The 20326-nt window shown below is 70.0% G+C and carries 20 protein-coding genes and 1 tRNA gene; 11 read left to right on the top strand and 10 right to left on the bottom strand.

Going from position 1 to position 20326, the window contains the following annotated elements:
* The 6 genes from VGE03_RS07915 to VGE03_RS07890 form a co-directional block, all read left to right on the top strand.
* A partial coding sequence (locus tag VGE03_RS07915; protein ID WP_331045936.1) for a flagella basal body P-ring formation protein FlgA occupies positions 1-244 on the top strand: 244 nt, incomplete at its 5' end.
* Between the two features lie 11 nt (positions 245-255).
* Positions 256-996 (top strand): flagellar basal body L-ring protein FlgH, encoded by a 741-nt coding sequence (gene flgH, locus VGE03_RS07910; RefSeq protein WP_331045935.1) that lies wholly within the window; start codon positions 256-258, stop codon positions 994-996.
* A gap of 221 nt (positions 997-1217) precedes the next feature.
* Positions 1218-1682 (top strand): hypothetical protein, encoded by a 465-nt coding sequence (locus VGE03_RS07905; RefSeq protein ID WP_331045934.1) that lies wholly within the window; start codon positions 1218-1220, stop codon positions 1680-1682.
* Between the two features lie 40 nt (positions 1683-1722).
* The gene (locus VGE03_RS07900) at positions 1723-2166 is read left to right on the top strand and encodes a hypothetical protein (protein WP_331045933.1); all 444 of its coding nucleotides are present in this window, start codon (positions 1723-1725) and stop codon (positions 2164-2166) included.
* 13 nt (positions 2167-2179) lie between these two features.
* Complete coding sequence (locus VGE03_RS07895; RefSeq protein WP_331045932.1) at positions 2180-2683, top strand: hypothetical protein; 504 nt, start codon at positions 2180-2182, stop codon at positions 2681-2683.
* A gap of 51 nt (positions 2684-2734) precedes the next feature.
* Positions 2735-4546, top strand: coding sequence for a DUF885 domain-containing protein (locus VGE03_RS07890; RefSeq protein ID WP_331045931.1), 1812 nt, complete (start codon positions 2735-2737; stop codon positions 4544-4546).
* An 11-nt stretch (positions 4547-4557) separates the two neighbouring features.
* Here VGE03_RS07890 and VGE03_RS07885 read toward each other — a convergent pair whose 3' ends face one another.
* From VGE03_RS07885 to msrA, 3 genes are all read right to left on the bottom strand, one after another.
* Entirely contained in the window at positions 4558-5073 is a 516-nt protein-coding gene (locus VGE03_RS07885) for a cytochrome C (RefSeq protein ID WP_331045930.1), read from the bottom strand.
* Positions 5074-5152: 79 nt separating this feature from the next.
* Positions 5153-5497 carry an MmcQ/YjbR family DNA-binding protein gene (locus VGE03_RS07880; RefSeq protein WP_331045929.1) on the bottom strand — a complete coding sequence of 115 codons (345 nt, stop codon included), beginning with the start codon at positions 5495-5497 and terminating at the stop codon, positions 5153-5155.
* Positions 5498-5499: 2 nt separating this feature from the next.
* Positions 5500-6153, bottom strand: a complete 654-nt coding sequence (gene msrA / locus VGE03_RS07875) for a peptide-methionine (S)-S-oxide reductase MsrA (RefSeq protein ID WP_331045928.1) — start codon at positions 6151-6153, stop codon at positions 5500-5502.
* Positions 6154-6286: 133 nt separating this feature from the next.
* On the opposite strand from msrA, the gene VGE03_RS07870 reads away from it, so the two are divergent.
* From VGE03_RS07870 to VGE03_RS07860, 3 genes are all read left to right on the top strand, one after another.
* A tRNA-Ser gene (locus tag VGE03_RS07870) sits at positions 6287-6376 on the top strand.
* Positions 6377-6509: 133 nt separating this feature from the next.
* Complete coding sequence (locus VGE03_RS07865; protein WP_331045927.1) at positions 6510-7301, top strand: polysaccharide deacetylase family protein; 792 nt, start codon at positions 6510-6512, stop codon at positions 7299-7301.
* Positions 7298-8095, top strand: coding sequence for a GDSL-type esterase/lipase family protein (locus VGE03_RS07860; RefSeq protein WP_331045926.1), 798 nt, complete (start codon positions 7298-7300; stop codon positions 8093-8095). The genes VGE03_RS07865 and VGE03_RS07860 overlap by 4 nt, the downstream gene beginning before the upstream one ends.
* 14 nt (positions 8096-8109) lie before the next feature.
* Here VGE03_RS07860 and VGE03_RS07855 read toward each other — a convergent pair whose 3' ends face one another.
* The 6 genes from VGE03_RS07855 to VGE03_RS07830 all read right to left on the bottom strand — a co-directional run bounded on the left by VGE03_RS07855 (position 8110) and on the right by VGE03_RS07830 (position 15797).
* Positions 8110-8472 carry a MerR family transcriptional regulator gene (locus VGE03_RS07855; RefSeq protein ID WP_331045925.1) on the bottom strand — a complete coding sequence of 121 codons (363 nt, stop codon included), beginning with the start codon at positions 8470-8472 and terminating at the stop codon, positions 8110-8112.
* Positions 8473-8475: 3 nt separating this feature from the next.
* On the bottom strand, positions 8476-9831 hold the full coding sequence (locus VGE03_RS07850) for an MFS transporter (RefSeq protein WP_331045924.1): 1356 nt from the start codon (positions 9829-9831) through the stop codon (positions 8476-8478).
* Between the two features lie 51 nt (positions 9832-9882).
* Complete coding sequence (locus VGE03_RS07845) at positions 9883-11136, bottom strand: serine hydrolase domain-containing protein (protein WP_331045923.1); 1254 nt, start codon at positions 11134-11136, stop codon at positions 9883-9885.
* On the bottom strand, positions 11129-11872 hold the full coding sequence (locus VGE03_RS07840) for a TetR/AcrR family transcriptional regulator (protein WP_331045922.1): 744 nt from the start codon (positions 11870-11872) through the stop codon (positions 11129-11131). The genes VGE03_RS07845 and VGE03_RS07840 overlap by 8 nt, the downstream gene beginning before the upstream one ends.
* A gap of 65 nt (positions 11873-11937) precedes the next feature.
* On the bottom strand, positions 11938-13575 hold the full coding sequence (locus VGE03_RS07835; protein WP_331045921.1) for an AMP-binding protein: 1638 nt from the start codon (positions 13573-13575) through the stop codon (positions 11938-11940).
* 44 nt (positions 13576-13619) lie between these two features.
* The gene (locus VGE03_RS07830; RefSeq protein WP_331045920.1) at positions 13620-15797 is read right to left on the bottom strand and encodes a TonB-dependent receptor; all 2178 of its coding nucleotides are present in this window, start codon (positions 15795-15797) and stop codon (positions 13620-13622) included.
* 195 nt (positions 15798-15992) lie between these two features.
* Between VGE03_RS07830 and VGE03_RS07825 the strand changes: the two genes are divergently transcribed.
* Both VGE03_RS07825 and VGE03_RS07820 read left to right on the top strand, forming a co-directional pair.
* A complete protein-coding gene (locus tag VGE03_RS07825) occupies positions 15993-16799 on the top strand; it encodes an alpha/beta hydrolase (protein ID WP_331045919.1) in 807 nt (268 codons plus the stop codon).
* 2 nt (positions 16800-16801) lie between these two features.
* On the top strand, positions 16802-19279 hold the full coding sequence (locus VGE03_RS07820) for a glycoside hydrolase family 2 protein (RefSeq protein WP_331045918.1): 2478 nt from the start codon (positions 16802-16804) through the stop codon (positions 19277-19279).
* Positions 19280-19315: 36 nt separating this feature from the next.
* Here VGE03_RS07820 and VGE03_RS07815 read toward each other — a convergent pair whose 3' ends face one another.
* Positions 19316-20272, bottom strand: coding sequence for a hypothetical protein (locus VGE03_RS07815; protein ID WP_331045917.1), 957 nt, complete (start codon positions 20270-20272; stop codon positions 19316-19318).
* Between the last annotated feature and the right edge of the window lie 54 nt (positions 20273-20326).

Raw genomic sequence — 20326 nt, 5'->3', positions numbered from 1 at the left:
CCGCGCGGCTCCGGGCCAGCGGGTGATCAGCCGCAACGACATGGTCGAGGTGGTCTATGAGGCCGGCGGCGTGCGCCTGACCATCACCGGCCGGGCCGAAGGCAACGCCGCAGAGGGCCAGCCGCTGGCGGTCCGCAACCTGCAGTCCAACCGCATCATCGACACCGTGGCCGTCGGCCCGGGCCGCGCCATCGCCGGTCCCGCCGCCCAGACCGCCCGCGCCCAGCAATTCGCCGCCCGATAAGGGGAAAGTCCATGCGTCACCTGCTCCTGACCGCCGCCGCCCTGTCCGCCCTGTCGCTGGGCGCCTGCTCAACCGCCATCGAGGCGGTCCGTGGTCCCGAACTGGCCCCGATCGGCTATCCGGCGGCGCTGGTGCCGACCAGCCAGGTCTATATGCCGACCCCGGAGCAGCAGCGCGCCGACCGCGCCGCCAGCGCCAACAGCCTGTGGCGCGTGGGCGCCCGCACCTTCTTCGGCGACCAGCGCGCCCGGCAGGTCGGCGACATCGTGACGGTGAACATCGACATCGACGACCGCGCCCAGACCAACAACTCGACCCAGCGCAGCCGCTCGAACGACGCCTCGGGCGGGGTGACCAACTTCTTCGGGCTGGAAAGCAGCCTGGGCCGGGTGTTCCCGGGCGGCTTCGACCCGGCCAACATGGTCGGCATGGAAGGCGAATCGAACTCGGCGGGCTCGGGCTCGGTGAACCGGGCCGAGAAGGTCAGCCTGACCATCGCCGCCGTCGTCGCCGACGTGCTGCCCAACGGCAATCTGGTGATCCAGGGTCGGCAGGAAGTGCGCACCAACCGCGAGGTCCGCGAACTGACCGTGGCCGGGATCGTGCGCCCCGAGGACATCTCGGCCGCCAACACCATCAACCACACCCAGATCGCCGAGGCCCGCATCAGCTACGGCGGCCGCGGCGACATCAGCCGCGTGCAGGCCGCCCCGGCGGCCCAGTCGCTGGTGGAGCGGTTCTCGCCATTCTAAGTCGGCCGCGGACCGTCGGCCCCTTCGGGGACCTCCCGACCCGACGCGGCCTAGCGCTTCGCGCCGGCTAACCGGACCCAGTCTACGCCCCGGACGCCGTGAAGCGGTGTTCCGGGGCGTAGCAATTCCATCACACGGTGAATTCCGTCAGCCGCCGTTCAGCTGAGCCGTGAACTCTTAACGGACATCAACGTTTGCCGATCAGAGGTGAGTGTTTGTCCATGCTGAAGTTCGCTGTCCCCGCTGTCGCCGCCCTGGGCCTGATCGCCTTCGCCGCGCAATCGAGCGCGACGAATGCCGACGCCGGGACGCCGGGCATGGGCTGGCACCTCAGCAATGAAGGCGCGATGGCCAAGCTGGCCTACGGCGTCGAGAACTCCGACCAGCTGGCCCTGATGATGACCTGCGAGCCGGGACGGGCGCAGGCGGTCGTCTATGGCGACGTGCAGCCGGCCAGCCCGCGCCTGACCCGCGCCTCCATGGGCGACGTCGCGATCGATCCGCTGAGCGGCGGACTGGCGGACGAGGCGACCATTTCCCTGCGTGATCCCGCCATGCGGGCCCTGGCCCGCACCGGCCGCCTGACGGTCGAGGGCGAGGCCGGGCGCTTCCAGCTGTCCGCGACGGCCGAGGAGCGCGCGCTGATCGACCGCTTCTTCGCCTATTGCGGAACCGATCACGTTTGACCACGTCTTGGTGTCAGAGACATCAGCGGGGGCTGAACCCATGATCGCGATTCTGGCCGCCGCGGCGGCCCTGACCCTGTGGCCGCAGACGGCCGCAGCCACGCCCGAGGCCGCCTGGACCTGGACCCTGTACGGCGACGACACCCCCGTGGTGCTGGCCAATGAGGTTCCGGACACGCCCAATCTGCGCACCACACTGGAATGCGAGCCCGGCAGCAGCGTCGCGCGCCTGACCCTGTACGGCGGCGAGGCGGCGACCGGCATGGCCCGGGTGACCGCCGGGGAGGCCGCGGCGGTGGCCGAGACCGAGGCGGCGCGCGGCGGCGGACTGAAGCTGGCCCTGCGGACCGATCACCCGGTATTCGCCGCCTTCGGCGCCAGCGGACGGCTGGCGGTGGCGGTCGGCGAGCAGCGTCGCGCGATCGAGGTGCCCGCCGCCCATCTTGCCAAGCTGCGCCGGTTCGCGGAACTGTGCTCCGGTTGACCCGGAGCCGCCGATGCGCCTGCCCGTCCTGATCGCCCTGTCCGGCCTGACCCTGGCCATGGCGGCGTGCAACACCACCGGCCCCGGGATGGGGCTGTCGGCCGCCTCGACGGGCGCGCCCGTTCCGGTCGAAGGCTATGACTGGTTCCTGCATCAGGACGGCGACGAAGCCCGGCTGGCCTACGGGCTGGAGGAAAGCGACGACCTGCGCATCGGCCTGGATTGCCGCAAGAACTCGGGCCGGCTGGCCCTGAGCGCCCTGGCGCCCGAGGGGGCCGCGCACGAGATCCATCTGGAATCCGGCGGCGACACCGAGCGCTATCCGGCCGAGGCCGAGCCGTCCGAGGTGAACGACGGCCTGTTCCTGACGGCCGAGGCCAAGGCGGGCGATCCGGTCTTCCAGCGCTTCCGCCGACTGGGCTGGCTGGCCGTGTGGCAGGCCGACGAACGCCACCCCTATGCCCCGCACCCCGGATCGGCCGAGCGGGTCGAGCGGTTCTTCGCCTTCTGCGGTTGACGGCAAGGCTCCGCTCCGGTGCAGTCCCGCCCGGATCCGGGAGGGAGCCCCATGAAGAAGACCACCATTCTCGCCGCCTCGGCCGCGGCCCTGCTGGCCGTGTGCGCCGGAGCCGTCGTCGCCCCCGCCTTCGCCCGGACGGCGTCCGGAACGGCGACGCAGCACGCGCAAAGCCCGGCGCTGGCGTCGGTGCTGGCCGACTATGAGGCCTATCTTCGCTCCATCGATCCGATCAGCGCGGGGATGGAGGGCGACCGGGCGGCGCTGGGCCGCCTGCCCGATGTCTCGCGCGCCTTCGAGGTCGCGCAGGAGCCGATGCTGAAGGGCTTCGCCGACCGGCTGGCCGCGATCGACCCGGCCGCCCTGACCGCCGACGACCGGCTGAACCACGCCTTCCTGACCTATGTGATCCGGCGCGCCCGGGATCGCATCCCGCTGGACACCGCCCGCATCGACGCCTTCAGCTCGGAAGGCGGGCCGGGCCAGATGGCCGGCTATCTGGCCAGCGTGACGCGGATCACCAACGCCGAGGACGCCGAGCTGTACATCGCCCGGCTGGAGGCCCTGCCCCGCTTCTACGGCGACCAGCTGGCCTCGGCGCGGCGGGGGCTGGAGACGGGCCTCGTGCAGCCCCGCTCCATCGTCGAGAACGCGCTGAGCCTGATCGAGCCGGAGGCGGCGCTGACGCCGGAGACCGATCCGCTGCTGAAGCCGTTCGCCGCCCTGCCCGCATCGATTCCCGCGGACCGGCAGGCGGCCCTGACCGCGCGCGCCCGCGCCGTCGTCGCCGACCGCATCATGCCCGAACGGCGCGAGTGGGCGCGGTTCCTGCGGCAGGACTACCTGCCCCGCGCGCCGGAGACCCTGGGGCTGGTCAACCGGCCGGGCGGGCGCGAGCTGTATGCCTATCTGGTGCGCGGCTTCACCACGACGGACATGACCCCGGACGAGGTGCACCAGCTGGGTCTGCAGGAGGTGGCGCGCATCCGGGCCCGGATGGAGACGGAGATGCGGGCGGCCGGCTGGACCGGCGACTTCGCCGGCTTCCTGAACTTCCTGCGCACCGATCCGCAGTTCTACGCGACGACCCGCGAGGACCTGCTGGAGAAGGCCTCCGAGATGGCCAAGCGCTCGGACGACGGCCTGCCCGCCCTGTTCGGCACCCTGCCGCGCACCCCCTACGGCGTGCGGCCCGTGCCGCTGGAGATCGAGGCGAACTACACCACCGGGCGCTACTTCCCCGGTTCGATGGAGAACGGCATCGCCGGCGGCTACATGGTCAACACCGGGCGGCTGGACCAGCGCCCGCTGTATGAACTGCCCGCCCTGACGCTGCACGAGGCCGTGCCCGGGCACCACCTGCAGATCGCCCTGCAGCAGGAGGCCGAGGAAGGCCCCTATTTCCGCCGCAGCGTCGACGTCACCGCCTTCGTCGAGGGCTGGGGCCTGTACGCCGAATTCCTGGGCGAGGAGATGGGCTTCTACCGCACGCCCTACGAACGGTTCGGGCGGCTGAGCTACGAGATGTGGCGCGCCTGCCGTCTGGTGGCGGACACCGGCATCCACTGGCTGGGCTGGGACATTGAACAGGCCCGCGCCTGCTTCCGCGACAACTCGGCCCTGGCCCCGCACAACATCGAGACCGAGCTGCAGCGTTATATCGGCTGGCCCGGCCAGGCGACGGCGTACAAGGTCGGGGAAATCCGCCTGCGGGCGATCCGCACGCGGGCCGAGGCCGAGCTGGCCGACCGCTTCGACGTGCGCCGCTTCCACGACGCCCTGCTGGTCGACGGCCCCCTGCCGATGGCCCTGCTGGACGAGCGGATGGACCGCTGGATCGCCGAGGAGAAGGCGCGGCCCTGATCAGACCCTGATCAGGCCGGTCCCTTGGGGTGCATGTCCTCATAGCCGGTGGTCGGGACCTGACCGGGCGGCAGGGCCGTGGGGGCGGCCTCGCCCTCCAGCGGCAGGGATTTGATGTAGCGATAGAGCGCCCGTTTGTCGGCGTCGGCCATGGCGCGGACGCTGGGCCAGGGCATGGGCGGCAGGCCCTCGCGGGTGTCCAGCATCTCGACCCAGTCGTCCTCGGTCATCAGCGAGACGGTGCGGCGCAGATTGTGCGGGTAGCTGGTGCCCCACGGGCCGTAGAAGCCGCGCCCGGAGCCCTTGAGCCACTCCGTCTCCGGGACCTTGCCCCCGCCGACCGCATAACCCGGCGTGTGGCAGTCGTTGCAGCCGCCGACCAGAACCAGATAGCGGCCCGCCTCGATATCGCCCGCGGCGGTCACGTGCGGCGTATCGGTCGCCGCGCTGACCTTGACCTCCGGCTGCCGGCAGGACCCGGCGCCGATCGCGACGGCGGCCAGCAGGGCAAGGTGTGTGATGCGCATGATCTGTCTCCCCGTCGCCGGAGGAGACCACCGCTTCACGATTCAGACAAATTCAAAAAACGGCGTTTTTCCGCTGCCCTCAGACCAGCCCCAACGCCGCCCGTTGCTTCTTCGTCAGCTTGGCCGCGATGATCGAATGGGCGATGGCGAAATGCTCGGCCAGTTCGTCGTCGGGCCAGGCGGCCGGATCGGGCAGGTTCACCCATCTGGCGCGGGCGAGATAGGGAGCGGGTCGGGCCCGCCCCTCCCCGGTCAGCACCTCGAAGGCGATGTCGGAGACCTTGAACGAGACCCCGCCCTCGCCGCCGACGATGACGAACATCTTGCCGCCGATCTTGTAGGCGTCGTGGTCGTCGCCGAACGGATGGTCGACCGTGGTCCCGGGCAGGGCCAGGCAGACCTTGCCGATCCCTGCCCTGTCCATGCTTACGCGTCCGCCTTCACGCCGATGCCGATCGGGCAGACCACGCCGGTCCCGCCGATGCCGCAGTAGCCGGCCGGGTTCTTGGCCAGGTAGCCCTGGTGATAGTCCTCGGCGAAATAGTAGGGGCCCGCCTCGGTGATCTCGGTGGTGATCTGCCCACGACCGGCCTTGTCCAGCGCCGCCTGATAGGCGTCGCGCGAGGCCTCGGCCTCGGCCTGCTGCCCCTCGTTCAGCCAGTAGATGGCCGAGCGGTAGGTGGTGCCGATGTCATTGCCCTGACGCATGCCCTGCGTCGGGTCGTGGTTCTCCCAGAAGACCTTGAGCAGGTCGCCGTAAGAGATTTCCTTCGGATTGAAGACGACCTTGACCACCTCGGCGTGGCCGGTGCGGCCGGTGCAGGTCTCTTCATAGGTCGGATTGGGGGTGTAGCCGCCGGTGTAGCCGGCCGAGGTCACCCAGACGCCCGGCAGCTGCCAGAAGACGCGCTCGACGCCCCAGAAACAGCCCATGCCGAAGATGGCCGTCTCGAATCCTTCCGGATACGGGCCTTTCAGCGGGCGGCCGGTCACGAAATGGACTTCGTCGGTGTGCAGCGGCGCGTCGCGGCCCGGCAGGGCGGCGTCGGGCGCGGGCATCGTGGTTTTCTGCTCGAGCATGGGGAAACTCCGGACAATTCGTTCCCCGCCCATATGGGCCTTCATGCGGCGCTTGCCGAGGGGGGCGGCTTGTTCTAATCAGCGCCCCTCCCGCCGGTCCACTCCCGGCGCGGTTATCCGCTGACGTGGATACGGACAGGTGGCCGAGTGGTTGAAGGCGCACGCCTGGAACGCGTGTATAGGGGCAACTCTATCGGGGGTTCGAATCCCCCTCTGTCCGCCACGAGCGTTTCCCGACATTGCGAAACTCCCCGCCGGGGCCGGCCCGCGTCGCCCGCGACCACGGCTGACGATCCGCCATCGACAGCGTCCGGCGAACCCCTAGTGTGGCGAGGCCGGAGTCGAGGGAGCCGCCCGTGAGAATCGCCGTCCTGACCGCCCTGTTCGGGCTGGCCCTGTGCGCCACGCCCGCCGCGGCGAACGATTGGCCCGGCGGAGCCCGGGCGGCGGTGGTCCTAACCTATGACGACGCCATGCCATCGCAGCTGGAGGTCGCCATTCCGGCGCTGGACGCGCGCGGGCTGACGGCGACCTTCTTCCTGTCGCAGGTGCGGCAGGCGGATGTGCCGCGCTGGCGGGCGGCGGCGGCGGACGGGCACGAACTGGCCAACCACACCCTGTTCCACGCCTGCGCGGCGGCGACCTTCGAGGCTGATCCCCGCTATGTGACCGAGGCCTATACGATCGGAAGCCTGCTGCGCGAGATCGAGCAGGCCAACGTCATGCTGGCGGCCATCGACGGGCGCGACCGGCACGGCTTCGCCACCCCCTGCGGGCAGAGCACGGCCGGCGGGGAGGATTACCTGGAGGCCCTGCGCGCCTCCGGTCTGGTGACCTATGTGCGCGGCGTCTCGGTCGAACCGGCGGACCTGTCGGCCGAGGTGGCCGCGATGGACCGGATGCACGTCCCCGCCAAGGCCTTCGACGCCGACGTCACGGGGGCGGAGCTGATCGCCTGGGTGCAGGAGGCGGTGCGCGGCGGCGGCCTGACGGTGCTGTTGTTCCACGGCGTGGGCGGCGAGCATCTGCCGGTGCCCGCCGAGGCCCACGCCGAGCTTCTGGACTGGCTGGCGGCGAACCGCGATCTGGTCTGGACCACCACCCTGCAACAGGCGCTGGATCACGCCGCGCCGGAGGCCGCCCGATGACAGACGCATCCGCGCCCAAGGGCATGGTCGACGCCCTGCCGGGAAACGGCGGCCCGCCCGCCGACGCCGTCGCCTTCGCCACCGCCTACATGACCGGGGGCGAGATGGACCCGGCCCTGATGGCCCGGCTGACCGACCCGGCCTATCTGGCCGAGCGGGAGCGCACCAAGGCCGCCCAGCGCGAGCGCGACTGGGCCAACCTGGGCTACTACCGTGACGACAACGCCGCCCTGGCCGGTCAGGCGACGCAGGTCGTCTTCATGGGCGACTCGATCACCGAGATGTGGCGCATCGCCCAGCCGGAGCTGTTCACCGGCGGCGTGGTCAATCGCGGCATCAGCGGCCAGACGAGCCCGCAGATGCTGGTGCGGTTCATGGCCGATGTGGTCGCCCTGAAGCCGCGCGTGGTGCACCTGATGTGCGGGGTCAACGATATCGCGGGGAACACCGGCCCGACCACACCGGACGACTATCGGAACACTGTGCGGGCCATGCTGGATCTGGCGAAGGCGCACGGGATCACCGTGGTGCTGGCGGGGCTGACGCCGATCACCGCCCTGCCCTGGTCGCCCGAGGTGCGGGACCCGCGCGGACGGTCGGCCGAGCTGAACCGCTGGCTGGGCGAACTGGCGGCCGAGCGCGGGCTGGTCCACGCCGACTACCGCCCGGTGCTGGTGGACGCCGAGGGGGCCCTGCGCGCTGACCTGACCCGCGACGGCGTGCACCCGGGGGCGGAGGGCTACGCCCTGATGCGGCCGGTGCTGGACGCGGCGCTGTCGAAGGCGCTCGCCTAGCCTCCGGAACAGGATCAGGCGGCGTCGCGACGGGGATCGGAGCGGGTGGCCGCGAGGGCGGCGTTCACGCCCGCCAGCCGGTCGCTGAGCTCATCGGCCTTGCCCTGCAGGGTCCGGCGGACGCGGACCGCGCGCTGCGCGGGCGGCTCGGCCAGAACCTCGCGGATGGCCTCCAACGGCACCTCGCACCGGCGCAGGAGGACGATCAGGGCCGCCTGCTCGCACTGGTCGGGGGTGAACAGGCGCACGCCGTGGGCGGCCCGGTGCGGCCGGATCAGCCCCATGTGCTCATAGTGACGCAACGCCCGGGGCGTGGTGCCGGTCATCTGCGACAGGCGCGCGATGCCGACCAGCGCATGCAGACCGGAGGCGGCCACGGCTCACTCCGCCCCGGCCGCTTCGCCCGGCGTGTCCGGCAGGGTCTCGCCGACCGGACGCGGCGCGTTGACCATGGCGAACCAGTAGCCGATCAGCGAGATGATGCCGGTGATCACGCCCAGCCAGGTCAGGATCACGCCCAGCGAGCCCGGCCCCTCCATCCGGGCGGTCATGGCGACGATGATCGCCGCGGTGATCGGCCCGCCGACGATGGTGGCGACCAGCTTCAGCCCCGCGAGGCTGAGAGCGCGCTCCTCGTTCGGGATGAGCACGGCGATGGCCGCCGAGTTCACAAGGTTCACGATGGTGCCGCCGACCAGCAGCACGAACAGCACCAGCGCGAAGCCCGGCAGCGTCGGCATCATCGGATAGGCGCTGGCCGGAATGCTGAGGGCGGTGGCGATCACCGCGGGGACGAGAATGCCGCCGCGCACCTTCAGCTTCTGGCCCGCGTCGGCGCTGAAGCCGCCGATCAGGGAGCCGACGATGCCGGAGACCAGGATGACCAGCCCGACCCAGCCGGTCTGGGCCGGGGTCTGGCCGTACTGGCGCACCAGCACCGAGCCGATCCACAGCGCCGCCGCCCCTTCGGCGAGCCCCCCGGCGAAGTTTCCGATCAGCAGAGGGCCGAGGAAGCTCTTGCGGTTCCAGAAGGCGCGCAGGGTCGGGCCGATGGCGACGCTGGTCTGTTCGATCTCGTAGCGCTTCGGCTCGCGCAGCAGGAACAGCGGCAGGACCAGAACGGCGGCGGCGACGCCGACGACGAGGTGGGAGGCCCGCCAGGCGGCCATGCCGGGGAAGATCGACAGGGGATGGGCCTCGAAATAGCCGAACAGGCCGGCCCCGACGAAATAGGCCGCCGCGGCGCCCGCCCAGGCGCCCATCGACACCAGCACCATCACCCGTCCGCGCTTCTGCGGCAGGCAGACGTCGGCGAGGATGGAGATCAGCACCGGGAAGGCCGTGCCCGCGCCGACGCCCGCCACGAAGCGGGCCACGAACAGGCCGTAGAAATCCTGGACGAAGGCGGTTCCGACGGTCCCCACGGCCCACAGGGCGGCGAGGATGGTCAGCAGCCGGACGCGGACGCCGTGGTCGACGTACCAGGCGATGGGCAGGGCCAGGACGGCGACGGGAATGGCCGTGGCGGTGCCGACGATCAGGGCCAGCTGCATGTCGCTGAGGCCCAGCTCCAGCTTGGCCGCTTCCTGGATCGGAGCCAACAGGCCGCCGACGGTCAGGGCCGAGAACAGGGTCAGGGTCAGCAGCCAGACCACGCCCCATCTGGTCTTGCGGATCAGGGTGTCGGGCGGCGCGTCGGTCCCGGCGACATCGCCGGCGGCATCCACAGGGCTCATCGTCGTTTCCTCGCAATGCGGGCCTTCAGGCCCGTCTGTCGTTCGTGGAAGTCAGAGGTCGGGCCGGGTCAGGGCCGCGTAGGTGAAGGTCCGGGCCCTGGCGCGGAACTCGCCCGAGATCGGGTCGGCGAGCCGCTGGATCAGGCCGACGAAGACCAGATCGTTCTCGGGATCGATCCAGAACCAGGTGCCGCCCATCCCGCCCCAGGCCAGGGTGCCGCGCCCCTCGACCGAGCCCAGACGGCGCGGGTCCTTCATGACCGAGAAGCCGAGACCGAAGCCGAAGGCCGGGTTGAACGGCAGCAGGCGAAGCGGATTGGTGGTGGCCAGCACCGCGTCGGGGATGACGTTGGTGGCCATCAGCTCGACGGTGACCGGCGCCAGGATGCGCACGCCGTCCAACTGACCCTTGTTGAGGATCATCTGGGCGAAGCGGGCGTAGTCGCTGATGGTCGAGACCAGCCCGCCGCCGCCGTCCTCGAACTCCGGCGGGGCTGTGAAGGGATTGATCGGGGCGCCGAGAACCTCGGAAACCTCCTTCAGCCCGCCCTGCCCGTCGTCCTGGTAGAAGGGGACCAGACGATGCGCATTGGCGGCGCGGGTGTGGAACCCGGTGTCGACCATGCCCAGCGGAGCGAAGATGCGTTGCCGGATGAAGTCGCCGAACGACTGGCCCGAGATGCGGCTGACGATCACGCCGAGGAGCCCGGAGGCGACCGAGTAGAACCACTCCGTGCCCGGCTGGAACATCAGGGGCTGGGCGGCGAGGCTGTCGATAAAGGCCGTCTCGCCCGCCGGACGGGCGATGCGGTTCTCGAGATAGGCTTTCTCGAGCGGATGGAAGTCGGGGAACAGGCCGTAGGCGAAGCCGGCGGTGTGGCTCATCACCTCCCGCATCGTCGGCGGGCGTTTCGCGTCCTCAAGCAGCATCCCGCCGTCAGGACCGACGCCCGCGAAGACCTTGAGGTCGGCGAACTCCGGGATGAATTTGGTCACCGGATCGTCGAGGACCCAATGGCCCTCCTCGAACAGGATCATCATGGCCGTCGCCGCGATCGGCTTGGTCATCGAATAGATGCGGAAGATCGCGTCAGGGCTGAGCGGCGCCACGCCGCCCAGATCGGCCGAGCCGTGGGTCCGGTGGGCGACGACCTTGCCGTGCCGCAGGATCAGGGTGGAGACACCCGCCACCCGTCCGGCCTCGACCATGCCGGACATATAGCCGTCCAGACGCGCCAGACGGCCGCTGTCGAAGCCCAGATCCTCCGGGCTGCGCGCAACGGGAAAGCCCGCGAAATCAGTCATCGGCGGTCCCTCGTTCGGCGGCGCGCTGCCGGCAGATCGCGATGAAGCCGCCGGCCATGAATTTGGCCATGCGCGCCTTGATCGCCTCGAAATCCTCGGACTGGCACAGGCCGCCGGACAGGTGGTCGATCCGGCCCGTCCGGGCCAGGCTGAGGGTCAGGGCGCCGGTCACGAAGTGATAGCCCCAGAAGACATCCTCCTCGGCCGCGTCCGGCATGGCCTTCTTCAGCAGGTCGATGAGCTGCAGGACGACCGGATCGAAATTGGCCCACATGAGCTCGGCGCCCCAGACCGGGGTGTTGTTCAGCTGGCCGCCGAGGGCGCCGTAGTTCCGCCAGCCCTCGCCGCCCTCGATGTAGAGATCCAGATCGGTGTCCAGGAAGGCGCGCAGGGCGCCCTCGACCGTCGGATGGTCGCCGGTTTCCTCGGCGTAGCGCTTCATCGCCTCGACGCGGCGGCCGATGGTGATCGGGGCCCGGCGCTTCACGACCTGTTCGAACAGGTCCTGCTTGTCCTTGAAATAGTAGTGCATCAGCGAGGTGTGCACCCCGATCTTCTGCGCCACGTCCTTCAGGGTGACCCCGTACATGCCGTGCCTGGAGAACAGCTCCTCGGCGGCGTCGAGCATCTGTTCGAGGCTTTCGGCGCGTTGTTCGGCCTTGGACCGCCCCTTCGGCTTCGCCGTGGCCTTGCCCGGGGACGCCTTGCGACGGGTCGTGGGAGATTTGACGGTCACGGCGGCCTCCGGCGGAATCAGTTCCGTGGAGGATCGGACGGCGGCGGTGGACTTGGAAGCCGCCATCAGTCGCGTCCGAACTCGGCGCGCAGGCGGTTCTTGTCGATCTTGCCCGTGGCCGCCAGCGGCATGGCGGCGACCCGCTCGATGCGGTCCGGGATCCACCAGTCGGCGACGCGGCCTTTCAGGGCCGAGCGGAAGGCGTCGTCCTCGACGGCGGCGCGCAGTTCGACCACCAGCACCGGCCGCTCGCCCCATTTGGGGTCGGGACGGGCGACCACCGCGGCCAGGGTCACGGCGTCGAGGGCGCCGACGATCTCCTCGATCTCGGCCGGATTGATCCACTCCCCGCCCGACTTGATCAGGTCCTTGGAGCGACCGGCGATGGTCAGGGCCCCGTCCGCGCCGATCCGGGCCAGATCGCCGGTGTCGAACCAGCCGTCGGCGTCGACCGCAGGGGTCTCGGCGCCGAGGTAGCGGTTCACGACGCTGGCGCCGCGCACCTTCAGATGGCCGACCTCGCCGCGCTGTTGCGGCAGGTCGATCCCGTCCGCGTCGGTCAGCTTCATGTCCAGGCCGACCGAGGTCACGCCCGACGCACAGGCGGGATCGGAAGGCGGCGAGAGGGTGCCGGTCGGCGACAGCTCGGTCATGCCCCAGCTGGTCTGGACGCGGACGCCCAGGGTCTGCTCCAGCCGGTTCATCAGGGCATCCGGGCAGCCGGAGCCGCCCAGGACGATGCGTTGCAGGGAGGGCACGCCCTCGCCGCTGGCGTCGACGTGGTCGACCAGACCCAGCCAGACCGTCGGGACCCCGGCGGTGACGGTCACCCCCTCCTCCCGGATCAGACGGGCCAGACGCGCGCCGTCGGTCACCCGTCCGGGCAGGACCAATTTGGCGCCGACCGCGGGCGCCGAGAACGGGAAGCCCCAGGCGTTGGCGTGGAACATGGGCACGGCGACCAGCACCGCGTCGCTCCGGTTCAGGCCCAGCGAGTCCGGCAGGATGGAGCGCAGGGTGACCAGATAGTTCGAGCGATGGCTGTAGACGACGCCCTTGGGCGCGCCGGTGGTGCCGGAGGTGAAGCAGAGGCCGGCGGGGGTGCGTTCGTCGAAGCCGCCCCACGCGACCGGCCGACCGGCCTCGATCAGGGCCTCATGGTCGATCGTCGCGACGTCGGACGGGCGTTCGTCCAGCGCGATCAGGCGCAGGCCGGGCCGACGGGCGGCGATGTCGGCGGCCAGCGGCGCGAGACCGGCGCCGTAGGCCATCACCGTCGCGCCGGACTGCTCCAGCATGGAGGCCAGCTGGACGGCGGTCAGTCGCGGATTGAGCGTATGGCAGACCATGCCGACGCCCATCACGGCGTACCAGATCTCCATGTGCGGACGGGTGTTCCAGGCCAGGGTGGCGACCACGTCGCCGCGCTCCAGTCCCAGATCCAGCAGGGCGCCGGACAGGCGGACGCTGCGGGCGAGGACGTCGGCATAGCCCATGCGGCTGACGTCGCCCTCGATATCGCAGGAGACCACTTCGACGTCCGCATGCCAGCGGGCGGCGTGGGTCAGGAATTTGTCGACCGTCAGCTCGTAGGGCTGCATCCCGTCGACCATGGCCGCCAGCGGGCGGACGCGCGGGGCGCCGGGGTCCGCCGGGGACGGGTCGAGAGGTCGGGAAGCGGTCATCGGGGAGGAAAGGGACATGAACTCGGGGCAGCCGGGCGGGTCCGGAGACCCGCCCCCTGTCGTTAGAAGGTACGGGTGAGACGGACGCCGTACTGGCGGGGCGGCGCGGCGTAGCGCTGGCCCGACTTCACGGCGCCGATGTATTCCTCGTCGAAGACGTTGGTCCCGTAGGCCTGGACGCGCCAGGCGCCGTCGGACGGCTCCCAGGTCAGCTGGGCGTTGACGATGTCACGCGGCTCCAGACGGTCGCCACGGGCCGGGTTGGCGAAGATGGTGCCCCAGGTCTCCGAGATGTGGCTGTAGTCCACGCGCGGGGTCAGGCGACCGCCGCCGACCATGAAGTCGTACTCCACGCCCAGGCTGAGGGTCATTTCCGGCGCATAGGTCTGCGAGTTGCCGCCCACGTTGACGCAGTTGGTCGAGGCCGGTCCGGTTTCCGGGTTGCAGCCGCCGGTCAGCGGGCCGCGCGGGTCGACGGCGAAGAAGTCCCCCAGCTCGGACTGCGAGAGCGACAGGCCGGCGTCGAAGGCCAGCGCCCCGAAGCGGCCCTGGGCCGAGGCCTCCAGACCGTAGATGTAGGTGTCGCCCGCGACGTTCGAGATGGTCGTGATGGTCGGCACCACCGGGTCACCGACGATGACCTGGAAGTTCTTGTAGATGTTGTAGTACGCGCCGAGTTGGGTGCGGACGCGACCATCGAACAGGGTCGATTTCCAGCCGAGTTCGAAGTCGGTGACCTCCTCGCCCTCGAACGGCCCGGGAGGGGCGCCGAGGATGTTCGGACCGTTCAGGCCGCCGGCCTTGTAGCCGGTCGCGACGAAGCCGTAGAGGAAGTTGTCCGAATCCAGCGTCCAGTTCAGGGCGATCTTGCCGGTGACCTTGTCTTCCTCGACGCGGTCGTTCTGGCTGATGGCGAGGGCCAGCTCCGGAATGGCGCTGACTGCGTCATTCTCGACCGTCGAGCGCGAGTAGCGGGCGCCGACCTGAAGCTCCAGCGAGTCCGTCAGATCGTAGCTGATCTGGCCGAAGGCGGCGGCGGTCGTCTTGGGGTTCTCGCCCTGCAGGGTGATGTGGATCAGCAGCGGCAGGGTCGGCGACAGATACTGGCTGGTGCTGAACTGGCCCGGCGGGAAGGTGATCAGGTCGTCCTGGTAGTAGGCGCCCAGGATCCAGCTGAGACGGCCGGTGTCCGGCGAGATCAGGTTGAACTCCTGCGACCAGAGGCGCTGCTCGGCCTTGATGCGGGATTCGAACGGCAGGGTGGCGGTGCCGTCCAGGTCGGCGCGAACGGCGGTCGTGCCTTCCTGATAGCCGGTGACCGACCGGAAGGTCAGGCCGTTGTCGAACTGGTAGCTGATGTTCAGGACGGACCGGAAGGTCTCGTCCTCGGCCAGCGCCGGGCCGTTCCAACGCAGGTTGAACAGGCCGTCGGTCGCCGCCAGCGGCGTGGTCGGATAGCCGCCCAGATCGATACGGTTGTAGTCGTTCTTCCAGAGGACGCGCAGCGCCTCGGACGGTTGCCACAGGACGCTGGCGCGATAGCTCTCGCCCTCGTACTCGCCCGGGGTGTTGCCGGTCGACGGCGCGCCCTGGATCACATCGTAGAAGCTGTCGCGCTCCTCGCGATTGAAGGCCAGACGCACGGCGAAGGTGTCGCTGAGCGGCAGGTTGACCGCGCCTTGCAGGCGAACGTTGTCATAGCTGCCGAACTGGCCGGTGACGTAGCCGTTCACGCCGGACAGGTCGGGATTGCGCTCGGTGATGAAGACCGCGCCGCCGGTCGCGTTCTGGCCGGCGAAGGTGCCCTGCGGTCCGCGCAGCAGCTCCAGCCCCTGGATGTCGTAGAAGGGCTCGTTCTGGAAATAGGCGGGGAAGACCGCGACGCCGTCGCGGTAGGTGATCACGCCGACGCCGATCGAAGAGCTGTTCTCGGTCTTGCCAATGCCGCGGACGTTGAAGCTGTTGCCCTGCCCCGAGTTCTGGACCGTCACCGACGGCATGGAGAACTGGAGCTGGTCGATGGTGACCACGCCCTTGTCCTGCAGCTGTTCGCCGGTCAGGACCGCCGCGGCGATGGGCGTGGTCTGAAGGTTGCGGGTGCGTCGCTCGGCGGTGACGACCACCTCGTCCAGCGCGGTCGCGGCCTCGTCCTGCGCCGGCGTTTCGGCCTGCTGGGCCTGGGCGGCGCCGCACCACAGCAGCGCGACCATGGACGTCGAAATCCAGATGTTACGGCCCATGACGGGTCCCCCTATCCTGTGTGTTTCCTCGGCGATCTTGCGTCGCCATGACCGAATGAGTTTCACCGAACGCCCGCTTCGTCAACACTCATTCAATCGCGAATGAACATCTTGATTTCGACGCCGCGCCGTTTGAGTGTGAGGATCGAAGCGGTCGCCCGTTGAGGCGGAACAAGCCGCACGAGGGAGAGGATCATGCGTTTTCTGGATCGCGGCGGCGTGCGTCTGGCGTGGGATGAATCGGGGGCGGGCGTCCCGATCCTGCTGATCATGGGGCACCGCTACAGCTCGGGCATGTGGTACCCGCTGCGCGAGGCGATGGGCGACCGCTACCATCTGATTTCGTTCGACAATCGTGGCACCGGCCAGAGCGACGCCCCGGCGCGGACGAGCGTCGGGGAGATGACCGCGGACGCCCTTGCGGTGCTGGACGCGGCGGGGATCGAGACGGCGCACGTCTACGGCGTCTCGATGGGCGGCGGCATCGCGCTGGAGTTCGGCCTGCGTCACCCGGAGCGGGTGCGGTCGCTGATCCTGGGCTGCACCATGGCCAAAACCCCGGACGTCAAACGGCGGCCCGACTGGCTGATCAAGCTGGTCTATCGCAGCCTGCCGGTGCTGAAACTGCTGGCGAAGCCGAAGTTCAAGAACGGCTACGGCGACGCCGCGCCGGACGATGCGATCGCCCGCGACATGGCGGTTCTCGACAAGGACCCGTACGTCCTGAACGGCGTCATCGCCCAGGCGCTGGCCATCTCGCACTACAGCGTCGATCCGGCCGAGGTTCGGGCCTTGAAGCTGCCGACGCTGGTGCTGCACGGCACGCAGGATCTGGCCGTGCCGTATGAAGCGGGCAAGGCGCTGGCCGAGATGATCCCGGGCGCCCGGCTGGTGACCTTCCCGGACATCGGCCACAACTATTTCATCGGCGCCGGCGAACGCGCGACCGCCGAGGTCGAGGCCTTCATCGCCGAGGTCGAGGCGACGCGAGCGGGCGCCTGACCATGATCCTGCTGGAACACTGGGACCTCCGGGACTGCGCGTCCGGAGAGGGCGGACCCACGGCTGAAGCCGACGACTGGATCCCGATCCGGGCTCCCGGCGACGTCTATCAGGCGCTGGTCGAGGCCGGGCGGCTGGCCCACCCGTTCGAAGGGCGCAACGAGGCCGAGGCCGCCTGGGTGCGCGACAGGGAGTGGTGGCAGCGCACGACCTTCGAGGCCCCTGCCCTCGCCCCCGGCGACCGCGCCGAGCTGGTTTTCGACGGGCTGGACACCTTCGCCACCGTCTTTCTGGACGGGGTCGAGATCGGCCGGGCCGACAACATGTTCCGGCGCTGGTCGTTCGACGTCACCGACCGGGTGAGGCCCGGCGTCCGGCACGCCGTCGCGGTTCGCTTCGACCCGCCCTCAACGGCCCCGCACCGGCCGCTGCCGATCTGGAGCGCCTTCACCGACCGTATCAGCCGCTCGCGGCGGAACGCCATGCGCAAGGCCCAGTTCGGCTGGGGCTGGGACTGGGGTCCCGACCTGCCGACCGTCGGCGTCTGGCAGGCGGCACGGCTGGAGGTCCGGCGTCCGGCGCGGATCACCGATGTCCGCTTCACCACCCTGTCGGTCAGCGATGGCCGGGCCGCGGCTGAAATCGCCCTGGCCCTGCAGGTCCCGTCAGCCGCCCGCATCGAGGTCACGCTGACCGACCCGGACGGCGCGATCGCTTTCCGGCATGAAGGCGCGGCGGAGGCGTCATTGACCCTGCCGGTCAGCATCGACCATCCCCGCCTGTGGTGGACCGCCGACCTCGGCGAACAGCCCCTGTATGCCCTCGATGTGATCCTGTCCGACGACGGCCGGACGCTGGACCGGTCGGCGCGTTCGATCGGCCTGCGCACCCTGACGCTGGACGAGTCGCCGGACCCCGACGAACCGGGCGCGACCTTCTTCCGCTTCGTGTTGAACGGCGTCCCGATCTTCGCCAAGGGCGCCTGCTGGGTGCCCGCCACCTCCTTCGTCGCCGAGGTGGACGAAGCGGCCTATGCGCGGCTGATCGACCAGACCGTCCGCGCCAATATGAACATGATCCGGGTCTGGGGCGGCGGCGTCTATGAGCCTGACCTGTTCTACGACCTGTGCGACCGGCGCGGGGTTCTGGTCTGGCAGGACTTCATGTTCGCCTGCGCCCACTATCCGGAGGACGACGCCTTCGCGGCTTCGGTGAAGGCCGAGGCCGAGGACCAGGTGCGTCGCCTGCGTCACCACCCCGGCCTGGCCCTCTGGTGCGGCAACAATGAAAGCCAGGCCATGCACCGGATCAACAACGACAAGTCCGACGAGGACGGCGTCCTGTCAGGCCTGAGACTGTACGACGAGGTCCTGCCCGAGGTGGTCGAGCGCCTGTCGCCGGGCGTGGTCTACCGTCCCGGCAGCCCGTGGGGCGGCGCCAATCCGAACGGCATGAAGGCCGGCGATGTGCACGACTGGACGGTCTGGCACGGGGTGCCGCCGATCCCCGACGACGCGATGGTCGACGAATTCCGCGCCGATCCGGAGGGCGTCGCCTACACCCGCTACGCGGAAGATATGTCCAGGTTTGTCAGCGAGTTCGGGCTGCAAGCTGCGCCGGCTCTGGAGACTCTTGAGCGCTGGATGGACCCGGCCGACCTGACCCCCGACAGCGAGGGTTTCCTGGCGCGGATCAAGGACGAGGCCCGCAAGGCCGACGCCATGATGATCCCCGTCACCGGACTGCCGACCAGCCTGCGCGACTATGTGGACTTCACCCAGTGGTGCCAGGCCGAGGGGCTGAAGTTCGGCATCGAGCATTTCCGGCGCCGGCGCCCCCACTGTTCGGGCGCGGTGCTGTGGCAGCTGAACGACTGCTGGCCCTGCGTGAGCTGGAGCCTGATCGACTGGGATGGCGTGGAGAAGGCCTCGTACCACGCGGTCCGCCGGGCCTTCGCCCCGGTGCTGGCCTCCTTCCGCGAGGACGGCGACGGACTGGAACTGTGGATCAGCAACGACGCGCCGACGACCGCCGGCGACGAGGTGGTCGTCACCCTGGAGCGGTTGGACGGCACGGTCGAGCAACGCTGGATCGAAGCCGTCTCCGCCCCGCCGGGCGGGCACGCGATCGTCTGGCGCGGAACGGTGGAGGGCGGCCCGGACCGGGTGCTGCGGGCGGTATCGGCGAACGGGCGCTTCGAGGCCGCGCGCCACTACTTCACGCCGATCCGCGATCTGGCGCTGACCGCCGGAGCCCGACCCCGCACGACGATCCGGCGGCGCTCGGCGACCGAGCTGGACGTCACCCTGAGCGCCGACGACTGGCTGGCCTTCGTGCACCTGACCTCGCCCCGGGCTGACCTGAGGTTCAGCGACAACCACTTTGACCTGGCCGCCGGTGAAAGCCGCTCGATCCGGGTGACGGCGACCTCGCCCATCGGACCGGGCGACCTGACGGTGCGGTGCTGGAACAATCGGTAGCGCGGGAACCGGGCCGTCGGGGGGCGGCCCGGAACCTCAGCGCAGCTCCGGCAGGCGCCGCATGAGCGACTGCCGGAGTCTTCTCCCCCGCTCGCCCGCCGACTTGGGCTGCACACGGTCGCAGACGCGCATGTCGCGGCCCCAGAGGGCGTGAAGCGGCCCGGCGAGATGCGGATGCCGGTCATGCTGGTGCACGACCGGGCTGACGCTGCCGTCCGGATTGACCACCTTGCCGTCGACGAAGGACAGCCGATCGCCGGGCGTCATCCCGATGGTGGCGATGCGCCGGAAATTGGGCTGCACCTGCGCCCGGATCAGGTCCATGTGAACCGCCAGATTGCAGGCCGCCTGATCGACCCCGAAGGCGCCGCCGATGCCCGACCGGGGAATGGCGGCCAGCATCAGCAGCAGGCGGCAGAAACGGGCGACCTCGTCGCGCGGGCCCATGACGGTGCCGACGCAGATGCACGGGCGATCCGCCAGGGTCGCGGCCATCTCGCGCCCGACCAGCGCCGTCATGTACTTCATGTTGAAGGCGTGATCGCCGAGACGACCGTCCTCGTTCTCGACGAAGACCTCGAGCCGGCGCGGCGGCGGGCCGAACGGTTCGCCCTGGAAGACCACGTCGCGCACATCCGTGACCAGAACGTCGGCGGCGTCGGGATAGCGCTCGATCACGCGGGCGTAGGCGGCGAAGCGGGACACCACCGGATGCGGTTCCCAGCCCGTGACCGGCTCCGGATGGACAGCCTCGATCCCGTGCGTGGCCAGCAGGTCCAGGACATCGGGCCGGTCATCGACGACCAGCGCGACATGGCCGTGGAACACCGCCCGCAGCGAGCGCACGAAGGGGGCGATCATCGCCGCGTCGTAGCCGGTGGCGTAGCCCAGCACGAGGTCGTCGGGAGCCTGCGCCGGACGCGGCGTGACGGGCCGCGCCAGAGCCCGGGACAGCCAGCCCAGATAGGCCGATTTCGGCGCGGGGGTCTTCATCGGATCCGCCTCTTGCAAAGCCCGGTTCGCCCGGTCCCTGGAGAGACGCCGTGG

The organism is Brevundimonas sp. (genome assembly GCF_036400995.1).
In the GTDB taxonomy this organism is placed as follows: domain Bacteria; phylum Pseudomonadota; class Alphaproteobacteria; order Caulobacterales; family Caulobacteraceae; genus Brevundimonas.
This window is presented reverse-complemented; position numbering and strand designations above follow the sequence as displayed.